15 protein-coding genes are annotated in these 18,049 nt (G+C 45.1%); all 15 read right to left on the bottom strand.

The window, feature by feature from the left end; translation table 11 throughout:
- Nucleotides 1-82: 82 nt before the first annotated feature.
- Nucleotides 83-352 (bottom strand): 30S ribosomal protein S15, encoded by a 270-nt coding sequence (gene rpsO, locus AC1DOV_RS14850; protein ID WP_053375765.1) that lies wholly within the window; start codon nucleotides 350-352, stop codon nucleotides 83-85.
- A 213-nt stretch (nucleotides 353-565) separates the two neighbouring features.
- A complete protein-coding gene (locus tag AC1DOV_RS14845) occupies nucleotides 566-1,513 on the bottom strand; it encodes a bifunctional riboflavin kinase/FAD synthetase (protein WP_430054921.1) in 948 nt (315 codons plus the stop codon).
- Nucleotides 1,514-1,557: 44 nt separating this feature from the next.
- Nucleotides 1,558-2,472 (bottom strand): tRNA pseudouridine(55) synthase TruB, encoded by a 915-nt coding sequence (gene truB, locus AC1DOV_RS14840; RefSeq protein WP_076269187.1) that lies wholly within the window; start codon nucleotides 2,470-2,472, stop codon nucleotides 1,558-1,560.
- 3 nt (nucleotides 2,473-2,475) lie between these two features.
- Nucleotides 2,476-3,465, bottom strand: coding sequence for a DHH family phosphoesterase (locus tag AC1DOV_RS14835; RefSeq protein ID WP_477550301.1), 990 nt, complete (start codon nucleotides 3,463-3,465; stop codon nucleotides 2,476-2,478).
- Nucleotides 3,462-3,818, bottom strand: coding sequence for a 30S ribosome-binding factor RbfA (gene rbfA / locus AC1DOV_RS14830; protein ID WP_054028943.1), 357 nt, complete (start codon nucleotides 3,816-3,818; stop codon nucleotides 3,462-3,464). Before rbfA ends, AC1DOV_RS14835 begins: the two co-directional genes overlap by 4 nt.
- A 7-nt stretch (nucleotides 3,819-3,825) precedes the next feature.
- Entirely contained in the window at nucleotides 3,826-6,459 is a 2,634-nt protein-coding gene (gene infB, locus AC1DOV_RS14825; RefSeq protein WP_477550300.1) for a translation initiation factor IF-2, read from the bottom strand.
- Nucleotides 6,449-6,781 carry a L7Ae/L30e/S12e/Gadd45 family ribosomal protein gene (locus tag AC1DOV_RS14820; protein WP_054028945.1) on the bottom strand — a complete coding sequence of 111 codons (333 nt, stop codon included), beginning with the start codon at nucleotides 6,779-6,781 and terminating at the stop codon, nucleotides 6,449-6,451. Before AC1DOV_RS14820 ends, infB begins: the two co-directional genes overlap by 11 nt.
- Complete coding sequence (gene rnpM / locus AC1DOV_RS14815) at nucleotides 6,768-7,082, bottom strand: RNase P modulator RnpM (RefSeq protein ID WP_076269184.1); 315 nt, start codon at nucleotides 7,080-7,082, stop codon at nucleotides 6,768-6,770. Before rnpM ends, AC1DOV_RS14820 begins: the two co-directional genes overlap by 14 nt.
- A 54-nt stretch (nucleotides 7,083-7,136) precedes the next feature.
- Complete coding sequence (gene nusA, locus AC1DOV_RS14810) at nucleotides 7,137-8,234, bottom strand: transcription termination factor NusA (RefSeq protein ID WP_054028947.1); 1,098 nt, start codon at nucleotides 8,232-8,234, stop codon at nucleotides 7,137-7,139.
- A gap of 38 nt (nucleotides 8,235-8,272) precedes the next feature.
- On the bottom strand, nucleotides 8,273-8,734 hold the full coding sequence (gene rimP, locus AC1DOV_RS14805; RefSeq protein ID WP_076269183.1) for a ribosome maturation factor RimP: 462 nt from the start codon (nucleotides 8,732-8,734) through the stop codon (nucleotides 8,273-8,275).
- Between the two features lie 169 nt (nucleotides 8,735-8,903).
- Nucleotides 8,904-13,211: a PolC-type DNA polymerase III gene (locus AC1DOV_RS14800; protein WP_477550299.1), complete on the bottom strand. Its 4,308-nt coding sequence runs from the start codon at nucleotides 13,209-13,211 to the stop codon at nucleotides 8,904-8,906.
- A 43-nt stretch (nucleotides 13,212-13,254) separates the two neighbouring features.
- Entirely contained in the window at nucleotides 13,255-14,703 is a 1,449-nt protein-coding gene (proS, locus tag AC1DOV_RS14795) for a proline--tRNA ligase (RefSeq protein WP_076269181.1), read from the bottom strand.
- Nucleotides 14,704-14,713: 10 nt separating this feature from the next.
- On the bottom strand, nucleotides 14,714-15,988 hold the full coding sequence (gene rseP / locus AC1DOV_RS14790; RefSeq protein WP_076269180.1) for an RIP metalloprotease RseP: 1,275 nt from the start codon (nucleotides 15,986-15,988) through the stop codon (nucleotides 14,714-14,716).
- An 88-nt stretch (nucleotides 15,989-16,076) separates the two neighbouring features.
- Entirely contained in the window at nucleotides 16,077-17,216 is a 1,140-nt protein-coding gene (locus AC1DOV_RS14785) for a 1-deoxy-D-xylulose-5-phosphate reductoisomerase (RefSeq protein WP_477550298.1), read from the bottom strand.
- Between the two features lie 16 nt (nucleotides 17,217-17,232).
- Nucleotides 17,233-18,027 (bottom strand): phosphatidate cytidylyltransferase, encoded by a 795-nt coding sequence (locus AC1DOV_RS14780; RefSeq protein ID WP_430054928.1) that lies wholly within the window; start codon nucleotides 18,025-18,027, stop codon nucleotides 17,233-17,235.
- Nucleotides 18,028-18,049: the final 22 nt, after the last annotated feature.

The following is an 18,049-nucleotide window of genomic DNA, read 5'->3' as shown; positions in this document are numbered from 1 at the left end:
CTATTACAAAAAGCAACCCGAATCCGCTCATCCGTTATTCCCGGACGGCTGGACAACCAGGTTGCTTTTCTTTACGCATGTTTTAGCGGCGTAGGCCGAGTTTTTCGATCAATGCGCTGTAACGTCTAACATCATTGTTTTTAAGGTATGCAAGCAGCTTACGGCGCTGACCTACCATCTTGAGCAAACCACGACGGGAATGATGATCTTTCTTGTGCTCCCGCAAATGTTGAGTCAAGTTAACGATGTTTTCAGTCAGGATAGCCACTTGAACTTCCGGGGAACCCGTGTCAGTTGCATGTGTCTTATGCGTCTCAATCAGTTCGTTTTTACGTACTTGTGTAATTGCCATCCTAATTCACCTCCTTCTTGATAATCGCCATTAGCCTCGAAGCCGTCGGTGAGATCGGACATCCAAGCTAAGGTTAAGTTTGTCCGTATGTCACACAAAATGTATGACTACTTACAACGTTGTATAGTATAACACATAAGGTGGACGAATGTCGAGGAACATAAATAAAGAATACCCAACATTCGTTTACACACGAATGGATGATACGATCAGTTAGTTGTAACCATGGATCGCCTTCGCTTGCTCAGAATCAGATCCAATCTGCTCAACAAGCTCGGCAATGGAATTGAATTTTTTCTCCGAACGGATAAACGATAGCAATTGCAAACGCATATGCTCACCGTATATATCGCTGTTGAAGTCAAACAAATGAGCCTCCATTACAGGTTTCAGCTCATCTTTATTAAAGGTTGGTTTTAAGCCATAGTTTAAAACACCAGGGTATGCGGTATCACCAATCCAAGCCATTACCGCATAAACGCCAAGCCTTGGCGCGATATATGGGGCATTAAATTGCAGGTTTGCTGTTGGGAACCCGATCGTACGACCTCTTTTGTCCCCATGAACAACGATCCCTTCAACTTCATATGGCCTGCCAAGCAATCGTTCTGCCAGTTCAAGATCACCTTGCTCAAGTGCTTCACGGATATAAGTACTGCTTACTTTTACCCCGTTCTCGATCAAAGGCTCAATGATATGAACAGAAATATCAGGCTCTGCCAGCTGCTTCAAAGTCTCTGCATTACCTGAGCCTTTATGGCCGAAGTTGAAATCAAAGCCTACAACGACCTGCTTAGCACGGAGTGTGCGCAGAACCTCATTGACGAAGCGCTCAGGTGATACTGAAGCAAACTCAAGATCAAACTTCATTATGAATACAAGATCTACGCCAAGCTCTGCAAATAACGCTGTCTTCGCATCAAAAGGCGTAAGGCAACGATAATATTGCTCACCTTGTCCGAGAACTTCTTTCGGATGAGGATCAAATGTCAAAACCGCTGATAGCATCTCGGATTCCTTCGCCGCATTTACAGCTTGGCGAATCACGTTCTGATGTCCACGATGAACCCCATCAAAATGACCGATTGCTATGGAAAGCGGTTTGTCCAGCGACAACGTGGACAAACCGTTTAAAGGAAAACTTAATGGAATAATTTCCAACGCTGAAGCACCTGCATTTCCTATTAACTTTCTACAACGATAAGCTAAGCTGAAAACACTTTGATTGGCTTGAAAACATTTGCATTCAAATCAATCTGAAAAATACCTAGAAACGAGCTTTGATCATTATACAGACGTATAAGTTGTCCATCTAAAGTCAATGCTGCATGTTCGACTGAATGGCTGAGACTAACTTTCTGTCCTTGCAGTGCAAGTTTCCCAAACGATTCTGGAATCGTCACACGATCCAAATGTGTAATGGCTTCATCGGCGGAAATGATATGTCCGCTTAATTCACCGGATTGCTGCAATTGCTCGATTTGCTCAAGCGTCAAGCAGCTTTCCTTTGTAATACCGCCTGACATCGTTCGCGTCAAATGGGCCATCGTAGCAGGAACACCTAGTGCTTTGCCGATGTCCACACATAACGTGCGAATGTATGTACCTTTTGAACAAACGACAGAAAACGAAATCTGAGGCTGATCAAGATCGAGCTGAGTATCAATGAGATCTATTTGATGAATCGTTACTTTTCTCGATTTCCGCTCAACGGTCTTTCCTTCTCTAGCTAACTCGTACAATCGCTTGCCATCAACTTTGACAGCGGAATACATGGGAGGTACTTGATCGATCTCGCCTAAAAACTGCGACAGTGCATGGCGAACATCCTCTTCTGTAACCGATATTGGCGATTGCCGCGCAATAACTGTACCCGTTATGTCCTCTGTATCTGTTGCAATTCCAAGCTGCAATACGGCTTCATATGACTTAGGCCGCTCTTGCACATATTCGACTACTCTCGTTGCACGCCCAAGACATAGCGGCAATACACCCGTAACCATAGGATCAAGCGTTCCTGTATGACCAATTCGCTTCATCTTTAGCACTCGGCGTACTTTTGCAACCACATCATGAGAAGTCCAGCCTTCAGGCTTCCAAACTGCCAAAATGCCGTCCATCGCTTAAATCAACGCCTTTCTGACTGCTTCCACTAGCTCTTCAATCGAGGTCGTTAAAGAACCTTCAATCCGGCATCCTGCTGCACGCACATGACCGCCACCACCGAATGCTTGCGCAATTGCGGCTACATTGGCTTTGCCTGCTGAACGCATGCTTGCTTTGACTGCACCGTCTTCCGTTTCTTTAAATAGAATGCCGACTTCAACTCCATCCACATTAAGCGCATAATTCACGATTCCTTCTAGATCTTCAGGAACAGCACCTGTATTGCGCAAATCATCTTTGCCAATATAGACCCAGCCGATCTCTAAGTTATCCGTAAATGTGAGGCGATTGAGTGCGAGCTGGAGAAGCTTGAGCTTAGCCATAGTCATTTTCTCTAGAAGATGATCAGCGAGCTCATTGCCGGACACACCTAAAGCGAGCAAATGCGAGGCAATCTCCATGACACGCGGACTCGTGTTGGAATAACGAAACCCGCCTGTATCGGTCAATAAACCAGTGTAGATTGCTGTTGCACAATTCACATCTAATGCGATTTCTGCTCTCTCGATTAAATCATACAATATTTCAACAGTAGCCGCAGCTTCTGCCTGTATAACATTTATGGTGCCAAATCCATTGTTTGTTGGATGATGATCGATATTAAGCAGCTTTGCATCTGGTGCAAAGCTGCTCGCTACCTCTCCAATACGTTTGAAATCCGCACAATCGACCGAAATAATGGCATCAAATGTTTGCTGATTTACATCGCGCTTGTAATTGAGAATGGAATCAAATTGATGTAAGAAACGAAGTCTGGACGGTAGCTCGCTTTCATTAATCAGTACTGCCGACTTCCCAAGTTTCTCAAGCATCCAGCCTACGACAACAGTAGAACTAATAGCGTCACCGTCAGGCTGTACATGTGATACGACCAAAAAATGATCGTAAGTTTTCATGAACGCCAGCGCTTCATCTAGCTGCATCGAATAGCTGCTTTGATTTATCATCGAGCTGAATTCCCATTGTTGATGTTTTCAAGCAATGCCTCGATGCGGCTGCCATATTCAATACTGCTGTCAAACTTGAACAGCAATACGGGTGTATGGCGAAGGCGCATGCGCTTGCCAAGCTCTGTACGAATAAATCCTGTTCCGCTCGCTAGTGCCTTAAGCGTCGCTTCCTTCTGCTCTTCGCTGCCAAGCACGCTTAAATACACTTTTGCTTGTGAGAGATCACTTGATGTTTCAACACCTGTTACAGTAATGAATCCGATTCTAGGATCTTTCAACTCTGTTTGTATAATTTGGCTCAGCTCTTTTTTAATCTGTTCGCCGACCCGCCCTACTCGGATTTTTGCCATGCTTTACTCACCTCTCTACTGATTCCATGACAAATGCTTCGATAATATCGCCTTCACGAACATCGTTGAAACGATCAAGCGTGATACCGCACTCATAACCTGCTGCAACTTCTTTAGCATCGTCTTTGAAACGTTTTAGGGATTCAATTTTGCCTGTGAAGACAACGATACCGCCACGAACCAAACGTGCTTCAGCGTTACGAGAAATTTTACCGTCAGTAATCATACAACCTGCAATTGCGCCAACTTTAGTCACTTTAAATACGTTACGAACTTCAGCGTGGCCAATAACAACCTCTTTGTAGATTGGATCAAGCATGCCTTTCATTGCTTGTTCAATCTCATCGATTACGTTGTAGATGACGCGGTGCATACGAACGTCAACCTTTTCTTGTGCAATTGTTGCTTCTGCTTGTGGATCAGGACGAACGTTAAATCCGATTACGATAGCATTGGAAGCTGACGCCAAAATGATATCCGATTCTGTAATCGCGCCAACACCGCTGTGGATGATTTTTACGCGAACGCCTTCGATTTCAATTTTTGCGAGCGAGCCTTTAAGTGCTTCGGAAGAACCTTGAACGTCGGATTTGATAATAACGTTCAGATCTTTAATTTCACCATCTTTGATATGGTTATACAGATCATCAAGCGTTACGCGTGTATTCGCACCCATATCCGATTGACGCTGTTTAATGGAACGACGATCAGCAATATCACGGGCTTTGCGCTCATCTTCAAATACCATGAACGGATCTCCAGCTAATGGAACTTCTGTTAGACCAGTAATTTCTACTGGCGTAGAAGGACCTGCTTCTTTTAAGCGACGGCCTTTATCATTAACCATTGCTCTAATACGTCCGAAGCAGTTACCTGCAACAAAAGCATCTCCAATTTTCAAAGTACCGTGTTGAACGAGAATACGTGCAACTGGACCTTTACCTTTATCAAGCTCAGCTTCGATAACAGTAGCGCGAGCGCGTTTGTTCGGGTTAGCTTTGTAGTCATTCATCTCAGCAACGAGCAAAATCATTTCAAGAAGACCTTCAAGACCAATTCTTTGTTTAGCGGAAACTTCGACGAAAATAGTGTCGCCGCCCCACTCTTCCGGAACGAGTTCATATTCAGTCATTTCTTGTTTGATTTTCTCTGTATTCGCTTCTGGCTTATCGATTTTGTTAACCGCTACGATAATAGGAACGCCAGCTGCTTTCGCATGGTTGATGGCTTCAACAGTTTGCGGCATGATGCCGTCATCAGCTGCTACTACGATGATCGTAATGTCCGTAACCTGCGCACCGCGTGCACGCATAAGCGTAAACGCTTCGTGACCAGGTGTATCGAGGAACGTAATTTTTTTATGGTTAATTTCAACTTGGTAAGCACCGATGTGCTGTGTAATTCCGCCGGCTTCTCCGCCTGTAACATTCGTTTTGCGAATGGCATCAAGCAAAGTTGTTTTACCGTGGTCAACGTGACCCATAATGGTAACAACCGGTGGACGTGACACCAAATTTTCATCTTCGTCTGTTTCTTCTACGGTTTCGAAGGAATCTTCCTCAACAGGAATTTTCACTTCAACCTCTACCCCGTAGTCTGTTGCGATCAAATGAATCGCATCCATATCGATTTCTTGGTTGATCGTAGCCATTACGCCAAGGAAAATCAGTTTTTTAATAACTTCTGATGCATCCTTATGCAGCAATTTTGCCAATTCGCCAACAGTCATTGTACCGCGTACAATAATTTTCTTTGGCGTATTGTCAATTTTCTCGCGTGGCGGTTGTTGTTGGAACTTGCCGCCGCGACCTTTTTGACCACCACGGCCATTGTTGCCTCTGAAGCCGCCTGGTTTGCCGTCTTCAAATCTTTTTTGGCCAGGTCTTGCGTTTCTGTTGTCGTTACCGCGCGCTTGTCCTTGTGCTGGCTTAGAGTCGAAACGACTTTGGCCCGATGGTGCTGGACGGCTGCTTGCGTCTGAACGCGGAGCGCTTGGACGGCTGCCAGTATTGCTTTGTCCGCCTTGTGAAGGACGGCTTTGTCCAGATGATGCTGGACGACTGCTTTGACCGCCTTGACCTTGTGATGGACGGCTTGAACCCGCGTTAGAACCCGCTGGGCGATTACCTTGTCCGCCTTGTCCTTGGCTTGGACGGCTCGAATTAGAACTGCCTTGTGAAGGACGGTTGTTGCTTGATTGTGATGCTGGACGACTTGATTGTTGTCCTGCTGGTCTTTGTTCTGACTGCTGTTGGGTTGTTTGTGGTTTCGTATTAATAGAATTCATAGGCCCCTGTCTGTCTTGATTCGTATTTTTATTTTCTTGTACTGGCTGCGGCTTCTTCTCCTGCTGTTGTGGCTGCTGCGATTGCGGCTTGTTGGCAGTAGGTTGAGCGGAAGAAACCGTTACATTTGTTGTTTCTTGCGCGCGCTTTGCAGCTGCATTTTGTTTAATATTGCGGAAAAAACCTTCAACCTTATTTACCATTTCGTTTTCCATGACACTCATATGGTTATTGACTGGCAAATCAAGTCTTTTTAGGATCGTTATGATTTCTTTGCTGCTCATATTAAGTGACTTGGCATACTCGTAAACGCGCAGCTTATCTTTATTGTCCTTGCTGTCTTGTTTATTGTCCAATATGATCCACCTCCGTATTATGGCTCAGATGACTCGCAATCATTTTTCCGAATTGCGCATCGGTTACCGCTATTACAACCCGTTCTGGCTTACCAATCGCCTTTCCTAGTTGCTCACGGTCGAATGCTTCGGCGAGTTGTATTCCGTAGGTGTTGCATTTGTCACGAAACTTTTTTTTCGTATTGTCTGAAGCATCTCCTGCAAGGATAACGAGATGCACTTGTTTATTTCTTACAGCTTTGAGGACAATTTCATCGCCTGTAATCAGCTTTCCGGCACGCATTGCCATGCCAAGCTGTGATAAGCTCTTATTCTGCTTCATCGCTTATCAGCTCCTTACCAGCAATAAACTGTTCCTCTACCGCTATAAAATCCTGCTCAAGTTGATCGTAGATGTGTTCACCAACATGCTGCTTCAGTGCTCGATCAAGCGCCTTGGATTTCTTCGCTAATTTAAAGCAACTGACTTTACCGCATAAATATGCACCGCGGCCAGCTTGTTTGCCTTTCAGGTCAATCTGCACCTCTTCGGCCGGTGTCCGCACAATCCGAATGAGTTCCTTCTTCGGCATCATGTCCTGACAAGCGACGCATTTGCGAAGCGGTACTTTTCTCGGTCTCATTGTACACCCCTCCTCTGCCAGCTGAATTGACGCGTATCTGTTAAAAAATTCAGATTAGTCGATGGATACTGAATCCTGATGCATAACCGTAGTCATTGATTTCGGACGTCCATACTCCTGCTCTGCCTGCGTTTCGCTCTTGATATCGATTTTCCAGCCAGTCAGCTTGGCAGCAAGCCTTGCATTCTGACCTTTAATACCGATCGCAAGCGATAGTTGGTAATCCGGCACGATTACTCTGGCCATCTTCTCTTGTTCGAATACGATAACCTCTAGCACCTTTGAAGGGCTAAGAGCATTCGCAACATATTCATCCACGCTTTCAGACCAACGAACGATATCGATTTTTTCACCTTTAAGCTCGTTTACGATCGTCTGAACGCGCAGTCCTTTTTGGCCAACACATGAACCGACTGGATCAACCTCGGAGTTACGGGAATGAACCGCAATCTTTGAACGGAAGCCAGCTTCACGAGCAACCGAACGAATTTCTACTACTCCGTCATAGATCTCAGGCACTTCAAGCTCGAACAAACGTTTTAAAAGGCCAGGATGCGTGCGGGATAAAATGATTTGAGGACCTTTAGTCGTGTTCTCAACTTTCGTGATATACGACTTCACGCGGTCACCATGCTTAAACTTATCAGTTGGCATAAGTTCAGTCAAAGGCAATACAGCCTCAACCTTGCCTAGATCCACAAATAAATTGCGAACATCCTGACGTTGAACGATACCGTTAACGATATCTTCCTCTTTATCGATAAAAGCATTATAAATCAGTCCGCGCTCAGCCTCACGAATACGCTGAGTAACAACCTGCTTCGCTGTTTGAGCAGCGATACGTCCGAAATCACGCGGCGTAACTTCAATATCCGCAATATCGTCAAGCTGATAATGAGGATTGATTTCTCTTGAAGCCTCCACTGTAATTTCCAGACGCGGATCTAGTACTTCATCAACAACAGTCTTGCGGGCGTATACTTTGATAACACCAGTATGACGGTTAATATCGACGCGTACATTTTGAGCGGTATTAAAATTTCTTTTGTAGCTGGAGATAAGAGCAGCCTCAATGGCTTCAAGGAGCACATCCTTGGTAATCCCTTTGTCTCTTTCTATTTCTTGTAGTGCTTCAATAAAATCCATACTCATTGGACTGGATTTCCCCCTTTCAATATAGAAACGAATATTTAGAACACGATTGCGAGTCTGGCGCCAGCCACCTTATCGTAAGGAATGGTATATTCCTTTTTGGCTGTACGAACGACTGCATTTTCTCCATCAAATGCAAGTAGCAGCCCCTCAAATTCTTTAGCGCCGCTAATCGGTTCATATGTCGTTATGTAAACGTGCTTACCGATTGCTTTACGTACTTCATCTTCATTCCGAAGCGGTCTTTCTGCTCCTGGGGAAGATACTTCCAAGAAATAAACATCTGTAATTGGATCGTTTTTGTCCAATTGCTCACTTATGAATTCGCTGATACGACCGCAGTCATCGATGTCGATGCCGCCTTCTTTATCTACGAAAATACGAAGGAAATAATTGCTTCCTTCTTTTACATACTCAATATCAACCAGTTCAAATCCATTGCTGCTGAGGTATGGTGAAACCATTTCCTGGACAGCGGCTTTGATTTTGGATGTACTCAAATTCAGTTGACCTCCTGTTTATACGCACTATGCCATTTTGCCATTAACAAAACGTAAAGAGTGGGTTTCCCCACTCTTCTGCATCAAAGTCTTTATAATCATCATTGCCAGAAAAATTATAACATAACCGCACTATAGTGACAAGAAATCTTTTCTATTCAAGCCGCTTCTAGAACAGTGAAAGCTGATTAGATTCAGGCAATCCACGGAAGCAGCCCATGTTTCCAAGAACCTCAATAATCGTTTTTGTCGCCTTTGATTTCATTTGGAAATCCTCGATTGACAAGTACTCGCCATCGTCTCTTGAGGCTGCGATATTACGTGCGGCGTTATCGCCAATTCCCGCAATGGCAGCAAATGGCGGAATAAGGGAATCCCCATCTACAAGAAACTTCGTCGCGTCAGAACGATACAGATCGATCGGCTTAAAGGAGAATCCGCGCGCCGTCATCTCAAGTGACATTTCCAGCTGCGACACCATGTTTTTCTCTTTAGGGAGCGCATTAAATCCTTTGGCTTCAATCTCGATCAGCTTACGCAAGATCGCATCATATCCTTGGCAAAGCAGCTCCAAATCAAAATCGTCCGATCTTACTGTAAAGTAAGTAGCGTAATACTCTATTGGATGATAAAGCTTGAAATAGGCGGTGCGAACTGCCGAAATTACGTAGGCCGCGGCATGTGCTTTCGGGAACATATACTCGATGCGCAGGCAAGAATCAATGTACCACTGAGGCACCTTGCATCGCTTCATCTCTTCGATCCACTCTGGCGTCAAGCCTTTACCTTTACGTACACTTTCCGTAATTTTAAATGCAAGTCCAGCGTCCATTCCAGCTTTATAGATCAAGAACAACATGATATCATCCCGGCAACCAATTACCGTCTTGATGTTGCAAGTGCCGTTCTTGATCAGCTCTTGTGCATTTCCTAGCCAAACTCCCGTGCCATGAGACAATCCGGAAATTTGCAGTAAATCGGCAAACGAAGAAGGCTGCGTCTCTTGAAGCATTTGACGAACGAACTTCGTTCCCATTTCCGGCACTCCGTAAGTGGCTACCGAAGAGCGAATTTGCTCGCCTGGCACGTTAAGTGCTTTGGTCGAGTTGAACATGCTCATGACTTTAGGATCATTCATCGGTATTGACGTTGGATCAACGCCGGTCAAATCCTGCAGCATCCGCATCATTGTCGGATCATCGTGCCCCAGAATATCGAGCTTAAGCAAGTTTTCATCAAACGCGTGATAGTCAAAATGAGTTGTCTTCCATTCCGCATTCACATCGTCTGCTGGAAATTGAACAGGTGTTATATCTTCAACATCGATATAATCGGGAACAACGACGATACCGCCTGGATGCTGTCCCGTGCTTCGTTTTACACCCGTACAGCCACTAGCAAGTCTGGCAAGTTCAGCACCGCGCCATTTCTTGCCATGCTCTTCCTCATACTTCTTAGTGAAACCATAGGCCGTTTTCTCTGCAACCGTACCAATCGTTCCTGCACGGAACACACACTTCTCGCTAAACAATATTTTTGTATAGTTATGAGCAATCGGTTGATAGTCTCCGGAGAAGTTCAAATCGATATCGGGAACTTTATCGCCTTTGAAGCCAAGGAAGGTTTCGAACGGAATATCCTGTCCTTCACCCTTCATCGGCTTCTCGCATTTCGGACATAATTTGTCCGGTAAATCGAAGCCGCTCGGAATACTTCCGTCCAAAAACCATTCGCTATGCTTGCAATCCGAGTTTTTGCACAAGTAATGAGCAGGCAGCGGATTAACCTCTGAAATACCCAGGAATGTGGCAACGACCGAGGAACCAACCGATCCCCGTGAGCCGACCAAATATCCATCTGCGTTCGATTTCTTAACAAGCTTCTCCGAGATCAAGTAGTTGGCAGAAAACTTAAATTTGATAATAGGAATAAGTTCTTTCTCCAGCCTGTCGATAACAACCTGAGGAAGATCTTCCCCATACATCGACTTCGCTGTGTCATAACAAGTGTTGCGAATTTCCTCGTCGGCACCCTCAATAATTGGAGCAAATAGTCCAGTAGGGAACATATCATACGGCTCAAATCGATCAGCAAGCTCAACTGTATTCGTAATGACGACCTCACGAGCTCTTGCTTCCCCTAAAAATGCAAATTCCTCCAGCATTTCTTCCGTTGTACGGAAGTGAGCATCTGGTTTGCGTATACTCTTAAGCGGGCTAAAACCAGTGATCCCATGAATCGTTATGTCACGATACATTTTGTCGCGCGGATTCAAGTAATGAACGTTTCCTGTAGCAATAACCGGCTTGCCCAGCTCATCCCCGATTTGGCAAATCCGGCGATGCGCCTGCTCAATTTCCGCACGGCTGCCTACTAGCCCCTTCTCAACTAAGTGCATGTAGAAATCAATCGGCTGGATTTCAAGGACATCATAGAAACGTGCAACCTCCAGCGCTTCTTCGTACGATTTATTTAGAACCGTTTCGAAAAATTCACCTTTCTCGCAACCAGAAATAACGAGCAAGCCTTCACGGTGTGCAACAAGCTTCGTTTTTGGAATTGTTGCTACCCGTTTGAAATGCTCTGTATGCGAGATGGAAATAAGCTTGAATAAATTTTTCTTCCCAACAGCATTAAGTGCATAAATATTGCTGTGGAAAGGCCGAGAATTAGATAAATCAATGCCCACATAGTCATTTAACTGATGTAGATTCGTAATATTTCGCTCAGCTGCATCTGCAATCAAGCCATACAAAACGCCGCCAAGAGCAAGGGAATCGTCTACAGCGCGGTGATGGTTGTCGAGACTAACCTTATATTTATCTGCTAACGTATTCAAACGATGATTTTTGAGCGTTGGAAAAATAAATCGAGCGAGCTCCAGCGTATCGAGCACTGGATTTTTCACTTCCGGCATGCCGAAAGCTTTGCAGTTGGCTTGAATAAAGCCAATATCAAATCTTGCATTGTGGGCGACAAGAACATCATCACCAATGAATTCAATAAATTCTCTAAGCTTAGGCTCAATATCCGGCTGCCCTTTTACCATATCATCATTGATGTTAGTCAACTGCGTAATGTGGTAAGGAATTTTTTCATGCGGATCAATAAGGGTAGAGAAACGATCAATCTCTTTGCCATCACGCATTTTAACGCCGGCAAGCTCGATAATTTTGTTATTAATAACAGAAAGGCCCGTTGTCTCTATATCGAAAACAATATAAGTTGCCGTCGCAAGTGGCTCAGGCCTTGATTCCAGCACCATTGGCACTGCGTCGTTCACGATGTTCGCTTCAACACCAAAAAGAACTTTTATGCCGTGTTTTTTGGCTGACTTATTCGCATCCGGATAACATTGAACATTGCTATGGTCCGTTACTGCAATCGCCTTATGTCCCCATTTGGCAGCCGTCTTTACATAGACATCTACCGGAGTTACCGCATCCATAGCGCTCATGGTTGTATGGAGATGAAATTCGACGCGCTTTTCTTCCGCTTTATCCATACGCTCAGCAGGTGTTCTGACCTCATGCAAATCATTCGGCATCATCACAAGCTCCGGTTCTTGCATGAAGCGATCATATTCTATGCGGCCGCGAGCTTTTACCCACTTGCCATTGGCAAGCTGGTTCAATATTTTTACATCGTCCTTCGTCTTCGCAAACATCTTCATCGCGATAGAATCGGAGAAGTCAGTCACGTTGAACGTAAACAATGTGCTTCCGTTACGAAGCTCTTTCACTTCGAGGCCGAATACAGCGCCTTGTACTGTAATTTTTTTCTCTTCTTCGATGATATTCATCAATGGAACCGGCTCTTCCCGAATATCATAACCAACCGCTAGCTTGATTTCACTCTCATCGACGAGCTCAGACTCGGATTGCGCGCTCGCCATCAGCTCCTGCACATATTCCCGTTCTTCCTGCACCATCCGAAGGGAGAATTCATCCAAGATTTCTTGCCTGGATTCGCTGACGATCATTTTCACTTTGCATGCGCGCTGGAAATTTTCATTAAAGAAACGAATAATTTCATCATCTAATCGTTTCTTCCGAGCGAGATCCAATCCCGTATTGTCTAGAAGAGATAGAGTTAGTAAGTCTCCTTCAACCGTGATCGAAGATTTCTGCAGCCATCCATTTACGGAAGCGATCTCGCGCTGTGCCCACTCCATGAACAAACCCCAGTATTGCAGCACAATGGATTCAGTCTCTACAACAGGATCATAAATCAGCAAGAAACTGACTGCAGCGATAGACTCAAACTTCATTCTAGCCGCCTGGCATAGCCCATTATAGGCCTGTAAAGGCACCATGGACGTTTTGCGGATGCAAAACGTCCATTCTTGATTGCTGTTGCTAACGATAACTTGATCTATATATCCATCTTGAAAATAGGTTTGTATAAGTTCTTGCGGCAGCTGAATATGCTGTAAAAGCATTTCAAAACTCTGCCGTTTTTTTGCGGTTTGGCTCATAAAATACCACTCCTTAAGATCCGAACCGAACTAGCTTCAGTCCTTAATAAGCTCTTGCAAATACAACAGTATGTTTGGATGGATCTCCACATACGAGACATGTTTCTTTGTGCGATTCAGGGGCAAATGGAATATTCCGGCTTGTCGCTCCAGTTTCTTCTTTGACCTGCTTCTCGCAAGCAGCAGAGCCGCACCAGCCAGCTTCTACGAAGCCGCGCTGTTCTTCCAAAAAGCTTTTCATTTCATCAAGCGTTTCAACCGAACGAGAGTTGTCAATACGGAACTGCTTCGCACGATTAAACATTTCTTGATGCGTTTCTTCAAGCATAGCTTCAATTTCTGCTAGAAGATTAGCTTGCTGTACAATACGCTTCTCTCCAGTAACTCTGGAAACAAGCACAACTTGTCCATTTTCCATATCACGCGGTCCAAGCTCAAGGCGTAGTGGAACACCGCGCATCTCATATTCGTTAAACTTCCAGCCTGGGCTCACGTCAGCACGATCGTCCACGCGTACGCGAATACCGGCTTTCTTAAGCTCTGCATAAAGCTCATCCACACGGCCAACAACCTGCTCGCGCATTTTTGCAGGGCCAATTGGAATCATAACCACTTGTGTTGGAGCAACTTTAGGAGGCAGCACCAGACCACGATCATCGCCATGAACCATAATAAGGGCGCCGATTAGTCTTGTGCTCACGCCCCAAGAAGTTGTATGAGCGAATTGCAATGTATTCTCACGATCAAGGAATTTAATATCAAAAGCAACTGCAAACTTCGTACCCAAATAATGCGATGTTCCGGCTTGAACAGCCTTCCCGTCCTTCATCATCGCTTCGATCGAATACGTATCAACCGCACCAGCGAACCGCTCAGAAGGCGTTTTTTCACCTTTAATTACAGGGATAGCAAGGAATTCTTCAACGAACTGCGTGTAAACATCAAGCATCTGCATCGTCTCTTGACGCGCTTCCTCTTCTGTTTCATGCGCAGTATGGCCTTCTTGCCACAAAAACTCACTCGTACGAAGGAATGGCATTGTGCGCTTCTCCCAGCGAACGACGTTTGCCCATTGGTTAATGAGCAGCGGAAGATCGCGGTACGATTGAATCCATTTGGAATACATGTGTCCAAACATCGTTTCCGATGTTGGACGAATTGCAAGGCGTTCTTCGAGCTTCTCGCCAGCTGCTTCAGTTACCCAAGGCAGTTCGGGATTAAAACCTTCAACATGCTCTTTTTCTTTCTGGAAAAAGCTCTCTGGAATAAAGAGCGGGAAATACGCATTGCGATGTCCCGTCTCCTTAAAGCGGCGATCCAGATCACGCTGAATATTTTCCCAAAGCTCATAGCCCTCAGGACGGAACACAATACAGCCTCTTACAGGCGAATAATCCATAAGCTCGGCTTTTTTAATAACATCAATATACCATCTGGAGAAATCCTCGCTTTGAGGCGTGATTTCTGTAACAAACTGTTTATCCTTAGACATAAGCGACTATTTACTCCCCTTTTACCAATCGTAAAATATCATTATAAGTTACTACGAGCATTAATAACATGATGAGCGCGAAACCGACAAAATGTACCATGCTCTCACGGTTCGGATCAATCGGCCGGCGTCTAATCGCTTCAATTCCGAGGAATATGAGGCGGCTTCCATCAAGGGCAGGAATCGGCAGCAAATTAAATATTCCTAAATACAAGCTTAGCAGTGCTGTCCATGATGTTAACTGAGCAATGCCTTGCTGAGCAATCTGGCTTGTTACTTCTGCTGTTCGCACAGGTCCGCCAAGATCATCAAGCTTGAACTCTCCGAAAATAAGCTTCTTGAAGCCTTCAAAAATGCTTACTGTCATGTTTTTCATGAGCTTGCCTGCGCCTGTGAACGTTTCAGAGAAAGTAGCCGGACGTGTTGGCAATGCGGCACTGATCCCAACCTTGCCTACACCCTCTTTATTCGGTTCAGGTGTTATAACAACTTGCTGAGCTTTGCCGTCACGAATAATATCCATTTTAACAGGAACATTCGGTGATTTACCGATAATCGCGATCATTTTATCAAAATCAGCTCCGATTTTGATGCCGTTGACTGCATCGATGACATCGCCCTTTTTCAAATCTACTTTATCAGCTGGCATGCCTTCTGATATTTCATTAACAAGCAGCTTATCAGGCGACTCAACAGGAACACCTGCTAACTGAATGTAGGTAGCAAACAATACAAATGCAAGCACAAAGTTCATCATAGGGCCAGCAAAAATAGCAAGTGCACGCTGCGCTACTGTTTTGCTGCCAAATTGTCTGTCGAGCGGCGCGATTTGTGTTTCTTTGCCTTTTGTGATCATCAAAGCAGTAGGGTGTACCGAGAAAATCTCGTTTTCCCCTTCTACGTCAAGTGTAACAGATAGCTTGCGCTCAAGATCGATCGCCACGATTTCTCCGCGAATAACACCGCTGCGGTCATCAAGACGATCCAAATAAAGTCTAGTCACTTTATTGTCTTTCAGACGAACCGCGATCGTTTGACCGGGCTGGACATCAACAATTTCTGGATCTTCTCCCGCCATTCGAACGAAACCGCCGGCAGGTATTAATCGAAGCGTATATCTCGTCTCGCCACGTTTTACCGAAAAAAGCTTCGGCCCGAAGCCAATTGCGAATTCTCGCACCAATATGCCTGCGCGTTTTGCGAAATAGTAATGACCCCATTCATGGATCGTTACGATCACGAAAAAAACGAGTATGGTCAAGAAAACAACTTGAATCATGTGCATTAAGCTGAAGCCTCCTGTTCGTTACGGCCTGTACATAGATTATCATTATTCTCCCGTCCGATACAAGAGAACCGGAATTTAACCGATATTATACGGATTGGGCCAGCTGTCTTGCCCAAGCGTCCACTTCTGAGATCATCTGCAAATCATTGATATCAGCTGCTTCGTGCTTGCCAACGACCGTTTCCAATATCCGTTCAATGTCAAGAAACGTAATTTCACCCTTCAAAAACCGTGCCACCGCAACCTCGTTTGCAGCATTGTATACTGCAGGAGCTGATTGACCTAGCTTCCCGCACTCGAATGCCAGCCTTAGACATGGATATCTTTCAAAATCCATCTCGCGAAAATGCAGCTTTCCGATTTGTGCCAGGTTCAGCCTGCTTGTCGGGGTTACATTCCGTTCCGGATATGACAACGCATATTGAATCGGTACTCGCATATCCGGCATTCCAAGCTGCGCGATTATGCTGTGATCGGTAAACTCCACATAAGAATGAATGATGCTCTCCGGATGAATAATGACACCTATTTGATCGTATGTAACATCGAACAGCCATCTTGCCTCAATAACTTCTAGCCCTTTATTAACCATAGTCGCTGAATCAATCGTAATTTTTGCGCCCATCGACCAATTGGGATGATTTAGCGCTTCAGCTACTGTTACACCCTCAAGCTGTTCTCTTGTGCGATCACGAAAGGAGCCGCCGGAGGCTGTTAATGTAATTTGATTGATAGATTTGCGATCTTCGCCGTTTAAGCATTGAAAAATCGCCGAATGTTCACTGTCTATCGGCAAAATCGATACTCCGCGCTGTTTCGCACGTTCCATTACGATATGACCAGCCGTTACGAGTGTCTCTTTATTCGCCAAACCGATCATTTTCCCCGCATCAATCGCCGCCAATGTTGCCGGCAGCCCTCTGCTTCCCATAATTGCTGTCACAACGACATCAGCGTCCGTCCCAGCGGCTACTTCAACAAGTCCTTCTTCGCCATAGACAACCTTTGTTCCAGGCGGCATATGGGGACGAGCGGCTTCTGCGTCTGCTTTGGAAGCCAAGCTAACGAGCGAAGGTTTAAATTGTTTGGCTTGCTCTATAATCAAATCGACATTCGCACCAGCGGACAAGGCAACAACCTGATAACGATCAGGATCATGGGCAATAACGTCCAGCGTCTGTGTTCCGACTGAACCTGTCGAACCTAATATACTTATTTTTTTCACACAAAATCCTCCTGACTTATACAGGCAGCAGCCCAGTAAGCACTAACAGCGGAAATACGATTAGCCAGCTATCGCATCGGTCGAGCACTCCGCCATGTCCTGGCAGAAGCGTACCTGTATCCTTTATATCTCTCACGCGTTTATAAGCAGATTGAATCAAATCCCCAAACTGTCCAGCTACAGCGGCAATTAAACCGATTAGCAAAGCCTTTGGCAAATCAATAAAATCGGGCATCGTGAGTGCGAATACTGCCGATACGATTAAGGATAACAATACGCCGCCTAAGGCGCCTTCGATCGTTTTGTTCGGGCTGATTGATGGCCATAGCTTCGTTTTCCCAATGGCTCGTCCAGTAAAATAAGCACCGATATCCGAAGCCCAAATACAGCCAAAGGACAAAAACGTCCACAATAGGCCATGCTCCTCAATTTGACGAGCTTCGCCCATTGCTGAAAAGCCGTAACCTACATATAAAGCGCCTAGCAACATAAGTGCGGCGCCATCAATTGTCGTTTTATTTTTGGTAATCACGGTTAGGGCAAGCAGCAAGAAGGCCAGCATCCAAACAATAGTCAGGAAAGATGGAATAACAATTCCCCAATCAGACCATGGAAGCACAAACAGTAGCACACCCGCATATCCGAGCAAAGTTGACGGATGCGACCATGCTACACCATTCATTCGCGCATATTCAGTAAAACCAATAATAGCTAGCAATACGAGGAGAGTTGTATATAACCATCCGCCTGCTATTGTTAAACCTATGAAGCCTGCACCTGCTACAATTCCAGTAATCAATCGTTGTCTCAATGAAAAGTCACACTCCGTCGCT

Source organism: Paenibacillus sp. 01T47 (assembly GCF_056398245.1).
The sequence above is the reverse complement of the archived record's forward strand: the minus strand, read 5'-3'. Positions and strand labels throughout refer to the sequence as shown.

Excerpts from the sequence above, each read along its gene's own strand:
- rpsO (WP_053375765.1), bottom strand. The coding sequence starts at position 352 with ATGGCAATTACACAAGTACGTAAAAACGAACTGATTGAGACGCATAAG.
- truB (WP_076269187.1), bottom strand. The coding sequence starts at position 2,472 with ATGGACGGCATTTTGGCAGTTTGGAAGCCTGAAGGCTGGACTTCTCAT.
- AC1DOV_RS14835 (WP_477550301.1), bottom strand. The coding sequence starts at position 3,465 with ATGATAAATCAAAGCAGCTATTCGATGCAGCTAGATGAAGCGCTGGCG.
- rbfA (WP_054028943.1), bottom strand. The coding sequence starts at position 3,818 with ATGGCAAAAATCCGAGTAGGGCGGGTCGGCGAACAGATTAAAAAAGAG.
- AC1DOV_RS14820 (WP_054028945.1), bottom strand. The coding sequence starts at position 6,781 with ATGAAGCAGAATAAGAGCTTATCACAGCTTGGCATGGCAATGCGTGCC.
- rnpM (WP_076269184.1), bottom strand. The coding sequence starts at position 7,082 with ATGAGACCGAGAAAAGTACCGCTTCGCAAATGCGTCGCTTGTCAGGAC.
- nusA (WP_054028947.1), bottom strand. The coding sequence starts at position 8,234 with ATGAGTATGGATTTTATTGAAGCACTACAAGAAATAGAAAGAGACAAA.
- AC1DOV_RS14800 (WP_477550299.1), bottom strand. The coding sequence starts at position 13,211 with ATGAGCCAAACCGCAAAAAAACGGCAGAGTTTTGAAATGCTTTTACAG.
- proS (WP_076269181.1), bottom strand. The coding sequence starts at position 14,703 with ATGTCTAAGGATAAACAGTTTGTTACAGAAATCACGCCTCAAAGCGAG.
- rseP (WP_076269180.1), bottom strand. The coding sequence starts at position 15,988 with ATGCACATGATTCAAGTTGTTTTCTTGACCATACTCGTTTTTTTCGTG.